At 57.8% G+C, this 16,007-nt stretch carries 13 protein-coding genes; 11 read left to right on the top strand and 2 right to left on the bottom strand.

From position 1 onward, the window contains the following. The first annotated feature begins 6 nt into the window (after positions 1-6). Positions 7-1,350, top strand: coding sequence for an aminodeoxychorismate synthase component I (gene pabB, locus ACIP0B_RS11460; RefSeq protein WP_400831966.1), 1,344 nt, complete (start codon positions 7-9; stop codon positions 1,348-1,350). Between the two features lie 85 nt (positions 1,351-1,435). On the opposite strand, the gene thrH is transcribed toward pabB, so the two are convergent. Further along, positions 1,436-2,053, bottom strand: a complete 618-nt coding sequence (thrH, locus tag ACIP0B_RS11455) for a bifunctional phosphoserine phosphatase/homoserine phosphotransferase ThrH (RefSeq protein ID WP_400831964.1) — start codon at positions 2,051-2,053, stop codon at positions 1,436-1,438. A gap of 163 nt (positions 2,054-2,216) precedes the next feature. Here thrH and ACIP0B_RS11450 point away from each other — a divergent pair, with 163 nt between their 5' ends. The 3 genes from ACIP0B_RS11450 to ACIP0B_RS11440 all read left to right on the top strand — a co-directional run bounded on the left by ACIP0B_RS11450 (position 2,217) and on the right by ACIP0B_RS11440 (position 5,897). Further along, positions 2,217-2,951 (top strand): phosphoadenylyl-sulfate reductase, encoded by a 735-nt coding sequence (locus ACIP0B_RS11450; protein WP_085656306.1) that lies wholly within the window; start codon positions 2,217-2,219, stop codon positions 2,949-2,951. 624 nt (positions 2,952-3,575) lie between these two features. Next, positions 3,576-5,114, top strand: a complete 1,539-nt coding sequence (locus ACIP0B_RS11445; RefSeq protein WP_400831962.1) for an NCS1 family nucleobase:cation symporter-1 — start codon at positions 3,576-3,578, stop codon at positions 5,112-5,114. A 54-nt stretch (positions 5,115-5,168) separates the two neighbouring features. Beyond that, positions 5,169-5,897 (top strand): aspartate/glutamate racemase family protein, encoded by a 729-nt coding sequence (locus ACIP0B_RS11440; protein WP_400831961.1) that lies wholly within the window; start codon positions 5,169-5,171, stop codon positions 5,895-5,897. 228 nt (positions 5,898-6,125) lie between these two features. Here the strand turns inward: ACIP0B_RS11440 and ACIP0B_RS11435 are convergent, their stop codons facing one another. After that, the gene (locus ACIP0B_RS11435; protein ID WP_400831960.1) at positions 6,126-7,049 is read right to left on the bottom strand and encodes a LysR family transcriptional regulator; all 924 of its coding nucleotides are present in this window, start codon (positions 7,047-7,049) and stop codon (positions 6,126-6,128) included. A gap of 190 nt (positions 7,050-7,239) precedes the next feature. On the opposite strand from ACIP0B_RS11435, the gene ACIP0B_RS11430 reads away from it, so the two are divergent. The 7 genes from ACIP0B_RS11430 (at position 7,240) to ACIP0B_RS11400 (ending at position 15,623) form a co-directional block, all read left to right on the top strand. Further along, positions 7,240-8,385, top strand: a complete 1,146-nt coding sequence (locus ACIP0B_RS11430) for a tyrosine-type recombinase/integrase (RefSeq protein WP_400831958.1) — start codon at positions 7,240-7,242, stop codon at positions 8,383-8,385. Continuing rightward, a complete protein-coding gene (locus ACIP0B_RS11425; protein WP_400831957.1) occupies positions 8,385-10,064 on the top strand; it encodes a hypothetical protein in 1,680 nt (559 codons plus the stop codon). Before ACIP0B_RS11430 ends, ACIP0B_RS11425 begins: the two co-directional genes overlap by 1 nt. Next, positions 10,061-11,959, top strand: a complete 1,899-nt coding sequence (locus tag ACIP0B_RS11420) for a tyrosine-type recombinase/integrase (protein WP_400831955.1) — start codon at positions 10,061-10,063, stop codon at positions 11,957-11,959. Before ACIP0B_RS11425 ends, ACIP0B_RS11420 begins: the two co-directional genes overlap by 4 nt. Next, positions 11,956-12,366 carry a TetR family transcriptional regulator gene (locus tag ACIP0B_RS11415; protein ID WP_400831954.1) on the top strand — a complete coding sequence of 137 codons (411 nt, stop codon included), beginning with the start codon at positions 11,956-11,958 and terminating at the stop codon, positions 12,364-12,366. Before ACIP0B_RS11420 ends, ACIP0B_RS11415 begins: the two co-directional genes overlap by 4 nt. A gap of 55 nt (positions 12,367-12,421) precedes the next feature. Next, on the top strand, positions 12,422-12,955 hold the full coding sequence (locus tag ACIP0B_RS11410) for a hypothetical protein (protein ID WP_400831952.1): 534 nt from the start codon (positions 12,422-12,424) through the stop codon (positions 12,953-12,955). A 377-nt stretch (positions 12,956-13,332) separates the two neighbouring features. Then, the gene (locus ACIP0B_RS11405; protein ID WP_400831951.1) at positions 13,333-14,649 is read left to right on the top strand and encodes a GTP pyrophosphokinase family protein; all 1,317 of its coding nucleotides are present in this window, start codon (positions 13,333-13,335) and stop codon (positions 14,647-14,649) included. A gap of 194 nt (positions 14,650-14,843) precedes the next feature. Next, positions 14,844-15,623, top strand: a complete 780-nt coding sequence (locus ACIP0B_RS11400; protein ID WP_400831949.1) for a hypothetical protein — start codon at positions 14,844-14,846, stop codon at positions 15,621-15,623. Positions 15,624-16,007 lie beyond the last annotated feature (384 nt).

The raw sequence follows: 16,007 nt of genomic DNA, 5'->3' as shown, positions 1-16,007 counted from the left end.
CCGCCCATGCCGACCTGTTCCGTACACCCGCTGCCCTACCGCGCCAACCCAGCCGACTACTTCGCGGCGATCCGCCACGCCCCCGGCGCCGTACTGCTCGACAGCGGCCGGCCAAGCGCCGACCGCGGCCGCTTCGACCTGCTCAGCGCCTGGCCGCTGGAGCATCTGGCGGTGTTGCCGGACGAAAGCGGCGAACGTTTCCTGCAACGCCTGCGCAGCCAACTGACACGCCTGGGCGACGCCGCATTGCCCGACGGCAGCGAACTGCCGTTCGCCGGCGGCCTGATCGGCTACCTGAGCTACGACTTCGGCCGGCACCTGGAGAACCTGCCGAGCCGGGCCCTGGACGACCTGCAATTGCCCGACGCACGCTTCGGCCTGTACGACTGGGCACTGATCAGCGATCACCTGGCGGCCACCAGCCAACTGGTGTTCCATCCCTCGGTGGGCGACAGCGAAAGGCAGCGGTTGATCGCGCTGTTCAGCCGGCCGGCGACCGCCCCGCTGACGCCGTTCAGCCTGAAGGCGCCGATGGCGGCCGACCTCTCGGCCGACGAGTACCGTCAGGCCTTCGAGCGCATTCAGCAGTACATCCAGGCCGGCGATTGCTATCAGGTCAACTTTGCCCAGCGCTTCCGCGCCCCGTGCGAAGGCGATCCGTGGCTGGCGTACAGCGCGTTGCGCGCGGCTTGCCCGACACCGTTTTCCGGCTTCCAGAGCCTGCCCGACGGCGGCGCGGTGCTGAGCCTGTCGCCGGAACGCTTCGTCAAGGTCAGCCAGCGTCAGGTGGAGACCCGGCCGATCAAGGGCACCCGCCCCCGCGGCGCGACGGCGGACGAAGATGCCGCGAATGCCGCCGAACTGCTGGCCAGCCCCAAGGACCGCGCGGAAAACCTGATGATCGTCGACCTGCTGCGCAACGACCTGGGCCGCACCTGCCGCACCGGCTCGGTGAGGGTGCCGGAGCTGTTCAGCCTGGAAAGCTATCCGAACGTGCACCACCTGGTCAGCAGCGTGACCGGCGAGCTGGCGGACGGCCGCGATGCGCTGGACCTGATCGCCGGCAGCTTCCCCGGCGGCTCGATCACCGGCGCGCCGAAGATCCGCTCGATGCAGATCATCGACGAACTGGAGCCGACCCGACGCGGCCTCTACTGCGGCTCGTTGCTGTACCTGGACGTGCGGGGCGAAATGGACAGTTCCATCGCCATCCGCAGCCTGTTGGTCAAGGACGGGCAGGTGTGCTGCTGGGGCGGGGGCGGGATCGTCGCCGACTCGGACTGGCAGGCGGAATACCAGGAGTCGATCACCAAGGTGAAGGTCCTGCTCGAAACCTTGCAGGACCTCTGAGCGGTGTGGCGAGGGAGTTGGCTCCCGCAAGACCGGCGACTGCTGCGCAGTCGAGCGGGAGCAAGCTCCCTCGCCACAATAAGCCTTACAGGCTCAAGTCCCGGTTCGACGCCTTGATGAACTCCTGCTTGAGCTCGGCAAAGCTGTGCACCGCCGGGAACTGCGGGAACTCGCGGATCACGTTGTCCGGCGCATGGAACAGGATCCCGGCATCCGCCTCGCCCAGCATGCTGGTGTCGTTGTAGGAATCGCCGGCGGCGATCACCCGGTAATACAGGCTCTTGAAGGCCAGGACCGACTGGCGCTTGGGATCTTTCTGACGCAGCTGGTAGCCGGTCACCCGCCCGCTTTCGTCGGTGACCAGACGGTGGCAGAGCAAGGTCGGGAAGCCCAGCTGGCGCATCAGCGGCTGGGAGAACTCATAGAAGGTGTCCGACAGGATCACCACCTGGAAGCGCTCGCGCAGCCAGTCGACGAATTGAGCCGCGCCGTCCAGCGGCTTGAGGGTGGCGATCACTTCCTGGATATCCGAAAGCTTGAGGCCGTGCTCGTCGAGAATCCGCAGGCGCTGCTTCATCAGCACGTCGTAATCGGGAATGTCCCGGGTGGTGGCCTTCAGCGCTTCGATTCCGGTTTTTTCGGCGAAGGCGATCCAGATTTCCGGCACCAGCACCCCTTCAAGATCAAGACAGGCAATTTCCACAACGACACTCCGTTTGTATTGTTTATCGAGTCGAGCGAGCCCGAACTCTAGCCGCTCGCCCCCGGCCGCGCAACGCAGAGCACGCCCCGGCGGGCCGCGCTTTTTGTTACCATCGGCGCCACATAGAGCGCCCAGCGCCACCGACCTGTAGGAAGCCGCCCTGATGAGTGCAACGTTCGACATCGTGGAACTCGCCACGACCTATGCCAGCAAATCCCCGCAGGACATCCTGAAGCTCGCCTTCGCCGAGTTCGGCGACGACCTGTGGATATCCTTCAGCGGCGCCGAGGACGTGGTGCTGGTGGACATGGCCTGGAAGCTGAACAAGAACGTCAAAGTGTTCAGCCTCGACACCGGCCGCCTGCACCCGGAGACCTACCGCTTCATCGATCAGGTGCGCGACTTCTACAAGATCGACATCGACATCGTCTCGCCGGACCACACGAAACTGGAACCGTTCGTGAAGGAAAAGGGCCTGTTCAGCTTCTACAAGGACGGCCATGGCGAATGCTGCGGCATCCGCAAGATCGAACCGCTGCGGCGCAAGCTCTCCGGCGTCAAGGCCTGGGCCACCGGCCAGCGCCGCGACCAGAGCCCCGGCACCCGCAGCGCGGTGGCGGTCATGGAGATCGATTCGGCCTTCTCCACACCGGAGCGCACCCTGTACAAGTTCAACCCGCTGGCGCAGATGACCAGCGAGGAGATCTGGGGCTACATCCGCATGCTGGAGTTGCCTTACAACAGCCTGCACGAGCGCGGCTTCATCAGCATCGGCTGCGAACCCTGCACCCGTCCCGTGCTGCCGAACCAGCACGAACGCGAAGGCCGCTGGTGGTGGGAAGAAGCGACCCAGAAGGAATGCGGGCTGCACGCGGGGAACATCATCAGCAAGGCGTAACGCCCTTCGCCGGCAGGCTGGCTCCCACAGGATCTTGCGGCGGACTCAGGTTCCGCAAACACCTGGGATCCCTGTGGGAGCCAGCCTGCTGGCGATAGCGCTAGGTCACACAACATCGATGTCGGCAGTGCTGGCCTCATCGCTTGCAGGCAAGCTCCTACACAGATCTCACCAATCTCAAAATGTGTACACATGAATGTCACCATCCGTGCCATTTATGTGTGCACTTTTCGTTTCTGCGCCCTGAAAAGTTACACCCGGCGCTCCCCCGCCCTACTTTCACTCCTCCTCAAAATCCCCGGCGAAAAATAAATACCTGTTCAACCGGTCAATTTATATCGTCTCCATTTCAGTCACTTATCGCCAATCGATAACTTTTCGAAATGAGCGACGCTTTCCATAGATCTCCGACTGGCACGTATCTGGCTTAAGTGCATGCATGTTTTGTATACAAAAATATCCAAGACATACACACACTTTCGATCCGCACGCCTGAAGCGCCCTATCCCGTACAGGCTGCAGACGCCCCATCACCAGTGATGCCTCACTGGCCGCGACGAAGATTTGTCGAGCCCGAACGCTCATGCACAGTCATCGCGGCCCGGACATCAGGAGCCTGCCGGAATGCGTACAAGTCTCTCCAACAACATCGCGCTGAATCTGCCCGCCGCTTCCCCCGACCGAACCGTGACCGGTGACGATGCCGCTGAACCGCTGCAACTGAGCCCTCGCCTGCACAACCGCGACCTGGCGCCGACCAAGGCCGAAGGCCGGCGCTGGGGCCGCTACAGCATCTTCGCCCTGTGGACCAACGATGTGCACAACATCGCCAACTACTCCTTCGCCATCGGCCTGTACGCGTTGGGCCTGGGCGGCTGGCAGATCCTGCTGTCGCTGGGCATCGGCGCAACGCTGGTGTACTTCTTCATGAACCTGTCCGGCTACATGGGGCAAAAGACCGGCGTGCCGTTCCCGGTCATCAGCCGGATCAGCTTCGGCATCCACGGGGCGCAGATTCCGGCCCTGATCCGGGCGGTGATCGCCATCGCCTGGTTCGGCATCCAGACCTACCTCGCCTCGGTGGTGTTCCGCGTGCTGCTCACGGCGATCCATCCGGGCTTCGCCGAGTACGACCACGATTCGATCCTCGGCCTGTCGAGCCTGGGCTGGGTGTGCTTCGTCGCGATCTGGCTGGTGCAATTGACGATCCTGGCCTACGGCATGGAAATGGTGCGGCGCTACGAAGCGTTCGCCGGCCCGGTCATCCTGCTGACCGTCGCCTGCCTCGCCGCGTGGATGTACGCCCAGGCCGACGCGACCATCGCCTGGTCGATCCGCGAGCCGCTGACCGGCGCCGAGATGTGGCGCAACATCTTCGCCGGCGGCGCGCTGTGGCTGGCGATCTACGGCACGCTGATCCTCAACTTCTGCGACTTCGCCCGCTCTTCGCCGTGCCGCAAGACCATCAAGGTCGGCAATTTCTGGGGGTTGCCGGTCAACATCCTGGTGTTCGCCGGCATCACCGTGCTGCTGTGCGGCGCGCAGTTCCAGATCAACGGGAAAATCATCGAAAGCCCGACCGAAATCATCGCCTCGATCCCGAACACCTTTTTCCTGGTGCTCGGTTGCCTGGCGTTCCTGATCGTCACCGTGGCGGTGAACATCATGGCCAACTTCGTCGCCCCGGCCTTCGTGCTCAGCAACCTGGCGCCGAAGTACCTGACCTTCCGCCGCGCCGGACTGATCAGCGCCACCCTCGCCGTGCTGATCCTGCCGTGGAACCTCTACAACAGCCCGTTGGTGATCGTGTACTTCCTGTCGGGCCTGGGCGCCCTGCTCGGCCCGCTGTACGGGGTGATCATGGTCGACTATTGGCTGATCCGCAAAGGCCGGATCCACGTGCCGCAGCTCTACAGCGAACACCCTGCGGGCGCCTATTACTACAGCCGCGGGGTCAATGTCCGCGCCGTGGCGGCGTTCATTCCCGCGGCGCTGATCGCCATCGTCCTGGCGCTGGTGCCGGGCTTCCACAGCGTTTCGCCGTTCTCCTGGCTGATCGGTGCCGGCATCGCCGGAATGCTCTACCTGATCATCGCCAAGCGCCAGCCGCACTACGCCGATGTCAGCGGCGAGGCCATCGCCGTCGACAACGTCAGCCACTGACTTTTCCGGCGGCCCGTCCGCGGGCCGCAGCACCCACCGCAATAAGGACTTTCCATGCGCATTCTCGTGGTCAACGTCAACACCACCGAATCCATCACCCAGGCCATCGCCCGCTCCGCCCAGACGGTCGCCTCCCCCGGCACCGAAATCGTCGGCCTGACGCCGTACTTCGGGGCCGACTCGGTCGAAGGCAACTTCGAAAGCTACCTGGCCGCCATCGCCGTGATGGACCGGGTGATGGCCTACGACCAGCCGTTCGACGCCGTGATCCAGGCCGGCTACGGCGAACACGGCCGCGAGGGCCTGCAGGAGCTGCTCAACGTGCCGGTGGTGGACATCACCGACGCCGCCGCCAGCACCGCGATGTACCTGGGCCACGCCTATTCGGTGGTCACCACCCTGGACCGCACCGTGCCGCTGATCGAGGACCGGCTGAAGCTGTCGGGCCTGTGGGAGCGCTGCGCTTCGGTGCGGGCCAGCGGCCTGGCGGTGCTGGAGCTGGAGCACGAGCCGCAGCGCGCAGTGGAGGCCATTATCCGCCAGGCCGAGCTGGCGGTGACCCAGGACAAGGCCGAAGTCATCTGCCTGGGCTGCGGCGGCATGGCCGGGCTCGACGAGCAGATCCGCCAGCGCACCGGCGTGCCGGTGGTGGACGGCGTGACGGCGGCGGTGACGGTCGCCGAATCGCTGGTGCGGCTGGGGCTGTCGACGTCCAAGGTGCGCACCTACGCGACGCCACGGCCGAAGACTATCATCGGCTGGGGCGGGCGGTTCGGCCGGTAGGCCGCGTCATCGTTCATCGCCGGCAGGCCGGCTCCCACATTCGGATCGCCTCCCACCCTGCTGGCGATAGCGGTGGGTCAGGCACTGGTGATGCTGGATGTGCCGGCCTCATCGCTGGCAAGCCAGCTCCCACAGGTTTTTGTGGTGCACATGGATTCTGCGGGCACCAGAGATACGTGTGGGAGCCAGCCTGCTGGCGATCGGCCGCACCTGGGTTCCGAACCAGGCTCAAACCGCACTGAACCGCTGCGCAAGCCCCTGCCCGGCGAACTGCTCGATGATGAAATCGACAAACGCCCGGGTCTTGCCCGGCAGCAGCCTGTGCTCGGCGTAATAGATGGAAATGTTGCCGTCGTCGACGTACCAGTCCGGCAGCACCCGCCGCAACGTTCCCGCCGTAAGGTACGGCACGGCGAACGGCATGCTCACCAGCGCAATCCCCAACCCTTGCATCGCCGTGGCGCAGGCCGCCTCGGAATCGCTCATGGTCATGCGTGCCTTGAGGGTCAACGGACTGTGCTGGCGGTTGCGGTGGGTCAGTTGCCAGGAACGCACCCGGCCGGTCTGCGGCGAGCGGATCAGGATCCCGTCGTGCTCCGCCAGATCCTCCGGCCCCTGGATCAAGGCGCGCGCGTCCAGATAAGTCCCTGAGGCCACCAACACCCGATGCGCCGGGGTCAACCGGCGGGCGACCACGCCTTGGGGCAACTCGAAGCCGCCGCCGATCGCCGCATCGAACCCCTGCCCGATCAGATCGACCTGACGGTTATCGAAATGCCAGTCCGGACTGATCGCCGGAAACCGCCGCAGGAACTCCCCCAGCAACGGCACGATGTACAGGCGGCCGAACACCGTGCCCATGCTGACCTTCAGCGTGCCGGCCGGCTGCCCGCCGGCGCTGGCCAGGTTGGCGACGGCGTTCTGGATGGTGGTGAGGCTGGCGCCGACTTCACCCAGGAACAGCTGCCCCGCCTCGGTCAGCGTCAGGCTGCGGGTGCTGCGCTGGAACAGCCGCACCCCCAGGCGCGCCTCAAGCTTGGCCACACTCTTGCCCACCGCCGCCGGTGTCAGGCTCAGGCGTCGGGCGGCCTCGGCGAAGCTGCCGACCTCGGCGCTGCGGACAAAGCATTCGATACTGCTGAAGGTTTCCATGGGCCTCACTATAAACTTTTGTACTGGGGCTTGATAAAGGTTAGGAATTGGCTAGTTTTACAAACAAGGGGTTAGATAGCTTCAACTGTGAATAGTTAACGGCCTTCTTAAGCTTTTACCTTAGCCTTTGACTCTGATGATGAGATGAAGGGATTTGCCAGCTTGTCAGAACTGAGGGGGTGTCTGGCTGATGGAACTCGTGTGGGCTACCGAGGATTTGGTAATCGCTGGGCGTCCTTATCCCAATTTTCCAATCCTGCTTTGGGACACAATGGAAAGTTGTGTTCCAGCCAATAATTTCTTTCGGCACTACCTTCTCCGCGGAGCCATTGGTTCAGCGAAGTCTTGGCCAAGCACTGGCCGCGCCCTGTACGATTTTTTCAGCTTTCTTCAGGTTCATGAACTTGATTGGCGCGACGTTGACCGTGGCGAGGCCAAGAGTATTGTGGCTGCCTACCGGGACTATTGTCTGGTGGAGTGCAAGTTGGCTCCCTCAACGACAAGGCAACGGTTGCTCTACGTCTGCAAGTTCTACGAATACGCACAGAGCCAAGGATGGGTGTCGAGGCTGCCGTTCAGCTACGAAGAACGGAATGTCAAGCGTGAAACCGGATTCTTAGCCCATGTCAACGCCAGTGGCGGCAAAGCCATGGCAAACGACTTGATGCCGCGCGCGCATCGGACATTGCCGAAGTTTTTGAGCATGGATGAGATCAGGGCGCTTTTGGCGTCTGTAGAGAATCCCCATCACCGTATGATGATTAGATTCGGCCTTCAGACCGGCTTGCGCCGTGAGGAAATCGCCACGTTCCCCCTTGCCTACGTCTTTGACCCCGACAAAACCGGTAGGCGCGAGCGCAACATTCGGATTCACCTCGATCCGCACGATGGTCATGGCATGCTGACGAAGCGTAGCAAGGTACGCGACATTTACATCAGCCGCCGCTTTCTCTCAGACCTAAACCGCTACGTAGTTCAGGTTCGCGGTGAACGGGAAACTCTGAGCCCAGCAAAGCACAAGCAGCTATTTCTTAACCAGTTTGGCGAGCCATTCGCTAATGATGGGAAGGGTATCGAGCGCATCATCCGCAATGTCGGAAAGAAGGTCGGCATCAAGGCTCATCCTCACATGCTGCGCCACACTTATGCCACCCACACCCTAGTTGCCCTTCAGCGAAATCGCGGCGATATAGAACCGTTGGTGTTCGTGCAGCGACAACTCGGCCATAGCTCGATCCAAACAACAATGGTGTACCTGCATCTGATTAATGAATTGGCCGATGGCGCGGTGCTGGCCTATGACGAGGAACTGAATGACAACTTGGGGGCAGCTTGATGGGCAAGCGCAAAGTGTATGTCAAGAGCGATCTCGGCGTTCCGCAGATCGAGCACAGCTTTCAGCAGCAGGGGCGTATCGTTGTGCTCCCCGAAGCCATTCCACCGCCTAGTACTATTGTCTCTTTCGGGCAAAATGCCACTCGCTGGCGAACGTTCGACTTTGCACCTTGGTACGGAGCGCGCATAGATCCGATAACATATGCCTGTCAGCGGCAAATTGAGCGCTTCCTGACCGGGCAGGATGCAGTGGTTGAGAGCAGTACGGTGGCAGCCTACTGCCGCAATGGCTTGCGTTACTTTCTCGACTATCTGGTGCTGCGTGCGACGGCGCTCGGATGCGACTTGAACCTGACCGACATTGACCGCGAGCTCATCGACGGCTATCTCGGCCACCTCGCTGGACAGAGTGTGGCTACTACCGCCCAGAAGAGCCGCTACTCTTGCACGAAGTCCGTGCTCCAAGCGTTCAGCCAGCGAGGGCTGATTGTCATTATCGCTGCAGGTGACGCAGCCACCTTCCCACGTAACCCGTTCCCGAACACCAATCGCCACTACAAGGGCGAGACTCCACTGCCAAAGGCGCAGCGCCAAGCTTTCTCGGCAGCGGTCAAGCAGGCGGTCGTACCGATCTGGCGCACCGACGTACCGCTGACCGCCGAACTGTTGGCTTATGCCCTGCTGATAGTGGCGTTGCACACTGGACGTAACACCGTTCCGCTACTGGAAATGAAGCGAGACTGCTTACGGGCCCACCCCAAAGACAACACTACTTTTTTAATCCTGTGGAAACGGCGCGGGCACAACACAAGCAAAGTTGCCATACGTGGCGACAGCACACATGAGCGACTGTTGGAGTCCACACCGGCTATCAAGACCAACGTCGAGCGCCTGATCAGGCAAGTGATCACCCGTACCGAGCCACTACTCGCAGATGCTACTGACGACCTTCAATCCCGCGTCTGGTTGTATCAATCACGGGCCTATAAAACGAAGGGCCAGGTCGCTGTACTATCTGAAATGATGTTACAGAATTCGATTCAGAAGCTAGTAGCCAGCTACGACCTCAAGGACAGCGATGGGCAGCCTCTTCGTATCAACGTCTCACGCTTGCGCAAAACCTTTGCAAACCGCATATACGAGCTTCTGGACGGTGATCTGGCGACTACTGCCATTGCCCTCGGCAATACCCCCCAAGTGACCGGACGCAACTATCTGGTGGCGAGTGAAGGTGCAAAGCGCAACTGGCGGTTCATGGGTGAGGTAATGGTCCAGGAGTTCCTGACCCGTACTACTGGCGAAACCTACAAGACAACGCCAATGGGGCGTTGTAGCGACCCGGAAAACGGCCAGTACGCCCCAAAGATGGAAGGCGCTACCTGCATCAACTTCATCAACTGCTTGCGCTGCCGACATTACGCGGTGACGGGTGACGACCTATACAAGCTGTTCAGCTTCTACTTCCGCGTGTTCGTCGAGCGCAATCGCATGGACAAGCGGCGATGGGCGCGAGAGTACGCACATATCCCTCGATTGATTGATGACTACATCGTTGGCGAGGGACTACGACGCGGTGCATTCAAACTCGCCGCAGTCGAGGCCGCACGCGAGCGTGCGCGCATCGAGCCACACTTATTCTGGTCATCTGACGTGCTTCCGGGCTTGGAGGTTTTCACATGAGCAATAGCACTGTTGCCACCCACCTTTGGGCTGGCATCGAATCGCAGCCAGGAGATGTGTGCGAACTACCCGATAACCTGCGTGACGCCCTAATTGTAAGTGCCATCAAGGTTGATGGGCACTGGGTTATCCTCAGTCGCTATGGTGATGACTGCTGGCAGCTCGATGGCATACCGAGCAACATGCGCGACAGTCAACGGCGTTTGGACTTTCGGCGTGTACCCGCTGCGTTCAGGGCAGCGATGAAGGCGGCCGTCTACCGTTATCTGCGGCGTGGCCGGGCGGGCCAACAACGGCCGAAAGGGGGGACATTACTCAAGTTCTTCAACTACGTAATGTCCTTTCTACGGCACTTGGACACGCTTAACCTGGCCCGCATGGGCGCGGTCACCCCTATTGTCTGCACAAATTATGTTATTGAGTGCCGCGAACACCGGCAGATTCACCGAAACAAAGGCAAGCCGCTGTCGCAACTCGGCCTTTTAAACCGTCTGCTCGCCGTCGAAGTGCTATATGAGTTGAGTCAGCACACCCACGACCCGATCCCGCAGCATCCCTGGTCTGATACGTCGGCTCAAGCTATGGCAGGGTTGACCGGCAGCGGTTCATCCTATAAGCAAAGCGGCAAAACTCCTCTGATACCGGATGCGGTGTTCTGCACTCTGTTCGGTAAAGCTTTCGAACAAGTCCAACGCGGCAAATACCTACTTGATCTACGCGATTCTGTCGCTGCCATTGCAGCAGAGCGGAAATTACAGAAGTCTTGGGCTGTAATTGAAGCCAAAAACCGGCACCTCGGCGCTCTTGGTTGGGAAGGTGGCTTGGCAGCACTCAACCATGCTCTTGTTGATCTTCGTACCGCTTGCTACATCGTGCTGGCCAGCACCTCCGGTTGCCGTAACCATGAATTGGCCAATGTACAGTTGGGCGCGCATCACCGCACTGAAGACGATGAAGGCACCGTCTTCCACTGGATGCGTTCCAAGTCAGAGAAGAGCAATGCTGGGCAGCACGACTGGATGATCCCTGAGGCTGCCGTACGGGTGCTCCGCCTAATGGAGCGCTGGGTCGAACCCTACCAAGCCATGATCGCCACCGAGATCGTCGACCGGCGCAGGATCAACCCGCGCGACCCGGAAATAGCCAAAGCGCAGAAGCATCGTCACGCGCTTTTTCTCGGAACGACCACGAAGATGGGCAACCAGCTTCGCACATTGCCTGCAAGTACGTGGGGTGATTATCTCAGAGCGTTCGCCAAGGATGCAGGACTCGACTGGCCCCTTGCCAGCCACCAGTTTCGCCGCAAGTTCGCTAACTATGTGGCCCACAGCCAGTTTGGTGATCTTCGCTACCTACGCGAGCACTTTGCGCACTGGAGTATGGACATGACAATCGGCTATGCAATGGATGATAGCTGGGGCAGTCATCTTGACTTGGAATTGTACGAAGATATCCAGGCTGAGCTCGAAGACATCAAACTTGGCACAGTAAACGGCTGGCTGGGCGACGATCCGCTAGCTGGCGGTTTCGGTCGTTCGATCAAGAAATGGCAGCGCGACCCAGCGAACCTTGCCATCTTCAAGGATCATCAAACGATGTTAATCTCGATTGTCGAAAGTACCGCAATCCGGAGCAATGGGCACGCCTGGTGTACCGCCGACAATGATAGCTGCGTCGGCAACACACTCGAACGGACTCGCTGCGGCGACTGCAACAACGCCGTGATTGGACGCGAACATCTTTACATCTACCGGCAGCTCTATCGCAATCTCAAGGAACTGCTGGAGTGCAGCGGAATTGGCGAAAGTGGTCGTGTACGCGTCCTACGCGATCTGGAGCGCTGCCGTGAGGTATTCATGCAGCTTGGCTACGACCCGGAGACGAGCGCAGCATGACTCTTAAACGCAAACCCTTCGACACTCGCGAGAAGGATCTACAGCTCGCACTCCACCGCATTCAGCGCGGCCGGAGTAAAAAAGGTGAGAAGAAGGTAACCATCGCCGCAGTAGCCCGCGAGGCGGGCGTTTCGACGGCATTGATCCATAATTACTATCCGAATATCGCCGAGGCTATCCGTGACGCTCAGGGGCGTTCTAGCCGCGCTCAGCGTGATGTGAAACACCATGATCTGCGTGTGGAGCGAGAGAAAAACCGTGCGTTGCGTCACGCGGTCGAGGAACTAAACGCTAAGGTCGCCAGCCTTGCATCTCACAACGAAGTGCTGATGAACGAAAATCGGGTTTTAAAAGCCAAGCAGAACGATCCCAAAGTGGTCGATCTCCACTCGCGAGATGAGCTATAAGCAAACCTACTGACTATAACAACAGTGAGCTTTTCGCATAGTTCGGAGATTTTCGATGTCGACTCAGGATCACCCGGTTTGGGACGTTTATGACTTCCTGCGCACTGCTCGATTGAATCAACTGTATTACGGACGTCGCCTCTACACGTTTGAACGCCGAAATTTTTTGGCTGAGATTACAGTTGCTAGTACCTCCTCTACTTCCGCGATAGCTGGGTTTGCATTTTGGAAAACAACTGCTGGTCAGCCGTACTGGCAGTTTTTTCTCGCCGTCGCGGCTGTAGTAGCAATCGCGAAACCTTTTTTGAACTACGCAAAGAAGATCAAGAGCTATGAAGAACTCCTCACCGCTTATAGACTGATTGTTTATGATCTTCGGGATTTACGCCTGGATATCAGTCAGGCACGCGGGTACGAGAAGTCTCATCAAACCCGCTTTAAGGCCATAAAAGAAAGGCTTCGAAATTTTGTAGACAAGTCGCCTGAAAGAATAGAGGTGAGCGCGGTAAAAAAAATATGCGAACAGCAAGTGTTAACCGAGCTTCCGAATCATCAATTCTATATTCCCGGAGCGCTATCCAATGAGTAAAGAAAGGCAACCACCGAGACAACCTCCTCAGGATCCACCTCACCCTCGCCCGCATGACTCCCCGCGACCGAGGCCGGATTCCGACACAGGAAAACGACATCTAGAGCCTGATAAGCCTTGGCCTAGACGCTAACTAGTAATTGCGCTGACTTGACCAGCACGCTTCGTGACCATGACCGGCAGAAAACGGCCAAAAGCGTACCCAAAGGTGTGTAGGAATATCGAGGCGACTCGTATCATCGAGTGAGGCATAGCCGGTAAGCAGACCATTCGTAGACACCGTGGTTGGTATCCGCTACTTTGCGGGGGATCCAGCCAAGCGCTCGACAGGTTTAATGTCGACACCTTGCTGCAGTCCAATTCAATGGAAGAATATCTTGGATATTGTCTCAGAGTTTATTGCCCGCTACCGAAAAGAATACGACTTCTACGAACAAGCCTGTCGTATGGTCGCACAGAGCCTAGAGGCTAATTTGCGGTCAGCGGGCGTCCGAGCCATTGTCACCTCGCGAGCGAAAAACCCGACCCGCCTGGAGGCAAAAGTCAGGCAACGCGCGCTGAAGCGTCGCTATGAGAGCGTTTCTGCAATTTTTGACGATATCGTGGATCTAGCTGGAGTTCGGGTTGCCTTGTACTTTCCCGGAGAGCGGCAAGAGGTAGGACGGATAATTGAAGGGATATTTGATCTGACGGAGACACCAAAAGAGTTTCCAACAGCTGCAGCACCTTCATATAAAAAACGCTTTTCTGGATACTGGGCTACGCACTACCGTGTAATTTTAAAAGAGGCGTCGCTGCATGACTCCAATCAGCGTTATGCTGAAGCGAAAGTAGAAATCCAGGTCGCCTCTGTACTCATGCATGCATGGTCAGAGGTGGAGCATGACTTAGTATACAAGCCGCTTCAAGGTGAGTTGTCAGTTGAAGAGTATTCAATTTTAGATGAGCTTAATGGCTTAGTGCTGTCTGGCGAAATTGCGCTGGAACGGTTGCAAAAAGCTGGAGAGCAAAGAGCGTCTACTCAAGGTCGTAAGTTCTCTAATCACTATGACCTAGCGGCGTCATTGATAGAGCTTGCTAGAGCCGCTCTGGGCGAGGCAACAGTTACAGAAGCTGCCATTGGTAGGGTCGACATACTATTTGACCTGTTGAAGTCGCTGGACTTAAACAAGCCCGAAAACCTCGCACAGTACGTTCAACCCCTGCATAACGACTTTGAAAAGCGCCCGTTGTCTGAGCAGGTGATAGACCAAATTCTGATAGAGGATCCAAGCCGGTACGCTATGTATGAGCATATTCGACGAGTTGAGCCTACACCTTCGGTATCTTTAGTGACGGGCGAGACTCGTCAGCAGCGGGAGGCAATCGGTGAATTCATTCAGCTGTGGGTAGATTATGAGCAAATGCTCACTAAGCTATGGAAAGATACACAGCCCGGTGAATCAGGCCCATGGGCGCCCATGCGCATGGTTTCGATGCTTCATCAATATTACCCAAAGACCGGGCCCTCGCTTGGCCAGGCAGCTAAGCGGATTCAAGATTTTCGTAATCGACTCGTCCATGGGATTGATATGCCCAAGTATGAAAGGGTTAAGGTGGCTTCAGAAGAGCTACGTGAATTGACGAAGCAATTGAAATTAATAGTAGGATCGACGCATTCCCTCGATAAGGATCAAGACCAAGAGGTGGGATGAAACTGCTTCAAGCTGTCTACCTGCGGCTAGCAGCAAGAGCGCGACAGATAACTTTAGACCCGGGCTAATAGCTATTTATAAGAATTGTAAGCACTTGCCGCCAACGTGCCCACTGCTTCGCCTGAGTAAACTTTCACCACGTCAGTGGGAATTCCATCTCAGCTTCTTCAACCTCTCTGCGCAAGTACATAACAGTGAAATTAGAAAAAGTCGAATTCATACCCACTCTAAACGAATACATTGAGCTACACAAAGACAGCTCAGACTTAAAAATCAAAGCACTAGTTGGCGACTTTCTTGAGTATCCCTCCAGCGAAAATGAAGAGTGTAACACTCGGATAGAACTCACTCACCAATTAAGCGGGCTGCGACAAACAGTTATTAATCGAATTGATGACGTAATTATGTGTAATAGGTATGCAATAGCCCAATACAACTATAACGTTGAGGTGCTAGCCCCAAAACTTGCCGAATACGATCAGCACTATGGTGGCATGTTCAGCCAAATGATCGAGTCCGGACATGAGGACTATCAGCCTCATGCCCGGCTCGGGTTTAAGCCTTTCGATATGTATTGCGAAATCAAAAACGCCAAGACCATTGCCAATGAAGGTCTTATCATCCACCTGTGGGCGACTATTGAACAACACGTTAAGCGGGCCATCCTACTCAAAGACAAGTCGCAGACGGGACTCCCGCATGAGTGGGATAAAATTCTTGGTTGTGCAAGACGGGCTGGAATAAATTTGAGACGCCTATCTTCTTTCAAGACAATTGACGAAATCAGAGTAGTTAACAACAAGATCAAGCATCTTTACATTGTCGACCAGCAACTTTGCAAATATAAAGGGTTCGCCCAGCACAAGGGTAAGAAGATGAACGCCGTTGACTATCGCGTCCATGAGTACGCTATTGGAGCACATCACTTTATGAACAGAGTGATCAGCTCAATGGGGCCGACGGTTAGATACTAATGCTATTCAGATGAGCTAGGCTCTGAAAACTGAGACCCTAGAACTCTTCTGCCTCTGCACGCACATGGTTCTATATCATTTTAACTTCGATATCATGCTCTTACCATTCGTGCGGCAGTAGGGCCTATCCTGTCAAGAATGGGGATAAGCGATATGGATAGCAAGCGCGCTCTGTATCAAACGGTGACTGATACCGGGAGCTTTCATCCTCCACCTATCGTGATAGCCTGCCTGGATTGATCCGTCTTACGCGAAAAGCGAAGCTCGCATGGCTTGGTGGTGATCCGATAAAAGTTGACCTGCAATGGCCGCCGAGTGAACATGTGCATGGGAGCATCTCTTGCCAATACAGACAGCTCCTCAGTAGGCTTGCTAAAGTCACCT

The sequence above is a fragment of the Pseudomonas sp. NPDC089534 genome, from assembly GCF_044749305.1.
Classification (GTDB): domain Bacteria; phylum Pseudomonadota; class Gammaproteobacteria; order Pseudomonadales; family Pseudomonadaceae; genus Aquipseudomonas; species Aquipseudomonas ekonensis.
Note: the sequence above shows the minus strand (reverse complement) of the source record. Positions and strands in the feature narration are given on the sequence as shown.

Coding starts and splice junctions, on each gene's coding strand:
- ACIP0B_RS11410 (WP_400831952.1), top strand. CDS start 12,422: ATGTCGACTCAGGATCACCCGGTTTGGGACGTTTATGACTTCCTGCGC.
- ACIP0B_RS11435 (WP_400831960.1), bottom strand. CDS start 7,049: ATGGAAACCTTCAGCAGTATCGAATGCTTTGTCCGCAGCGCCGAGGTC.
- ACIP0B_RS11445 (WP_400831962.1), top strand. CDS start 3,576: ATGCGTACAAGTCTCTCCAACAACATCGCGCTGAATCTGCCCGCCGCT.
- ACIP0B_RS11420 (WP_400831955.1), top strand. CDS start 10,061: ATGAGCAATAGCACTGTTGCCACCCACCTTTGGGCTGGCATCGAATCG.
- ACIP0B_RS11415 (WP_400831954.1), top strand. CDS start 11,956: ATGACTCTTAAACGCAAACCCTTCGACACTCGCGAGAAGGATCTACAG.
- pabB (WP_400831966.1), top strand. CDS start 7: ATGCCGACCTGTTCCGTACACCCGCTGCCCTACCGCGCCAACCCAGCC.
- ACIP0B_RS11450 (WP_085656306.1), top strand. CDS start 2,217: ATGAGTGCAACGTTCGACATCGTGGAACTCGCCACGACCTATGCCAGC.
- ACIP0B_RS11440 (WP_400831961.1), top strand. CDS start 5,169: ATGCGCATTCTCGTGGTCAACGTCAACACCACCGAATCCATCACCCAG.
- ACIP0B_RS11425 (WP_400831957.1), top strand. CDS start 8,385: ATGGGCAAGCGCAAAGTGTATGTCAAGAGCGATCTCGGCGTTCCGCAG.
- ACIP0B_RS11430 (WP_400831958.1), top strand. CDS start 7,240: ATGGAACTCGTGTGGGCTACCGAGGATTTGGTAATCGCTGGGCGTCCT.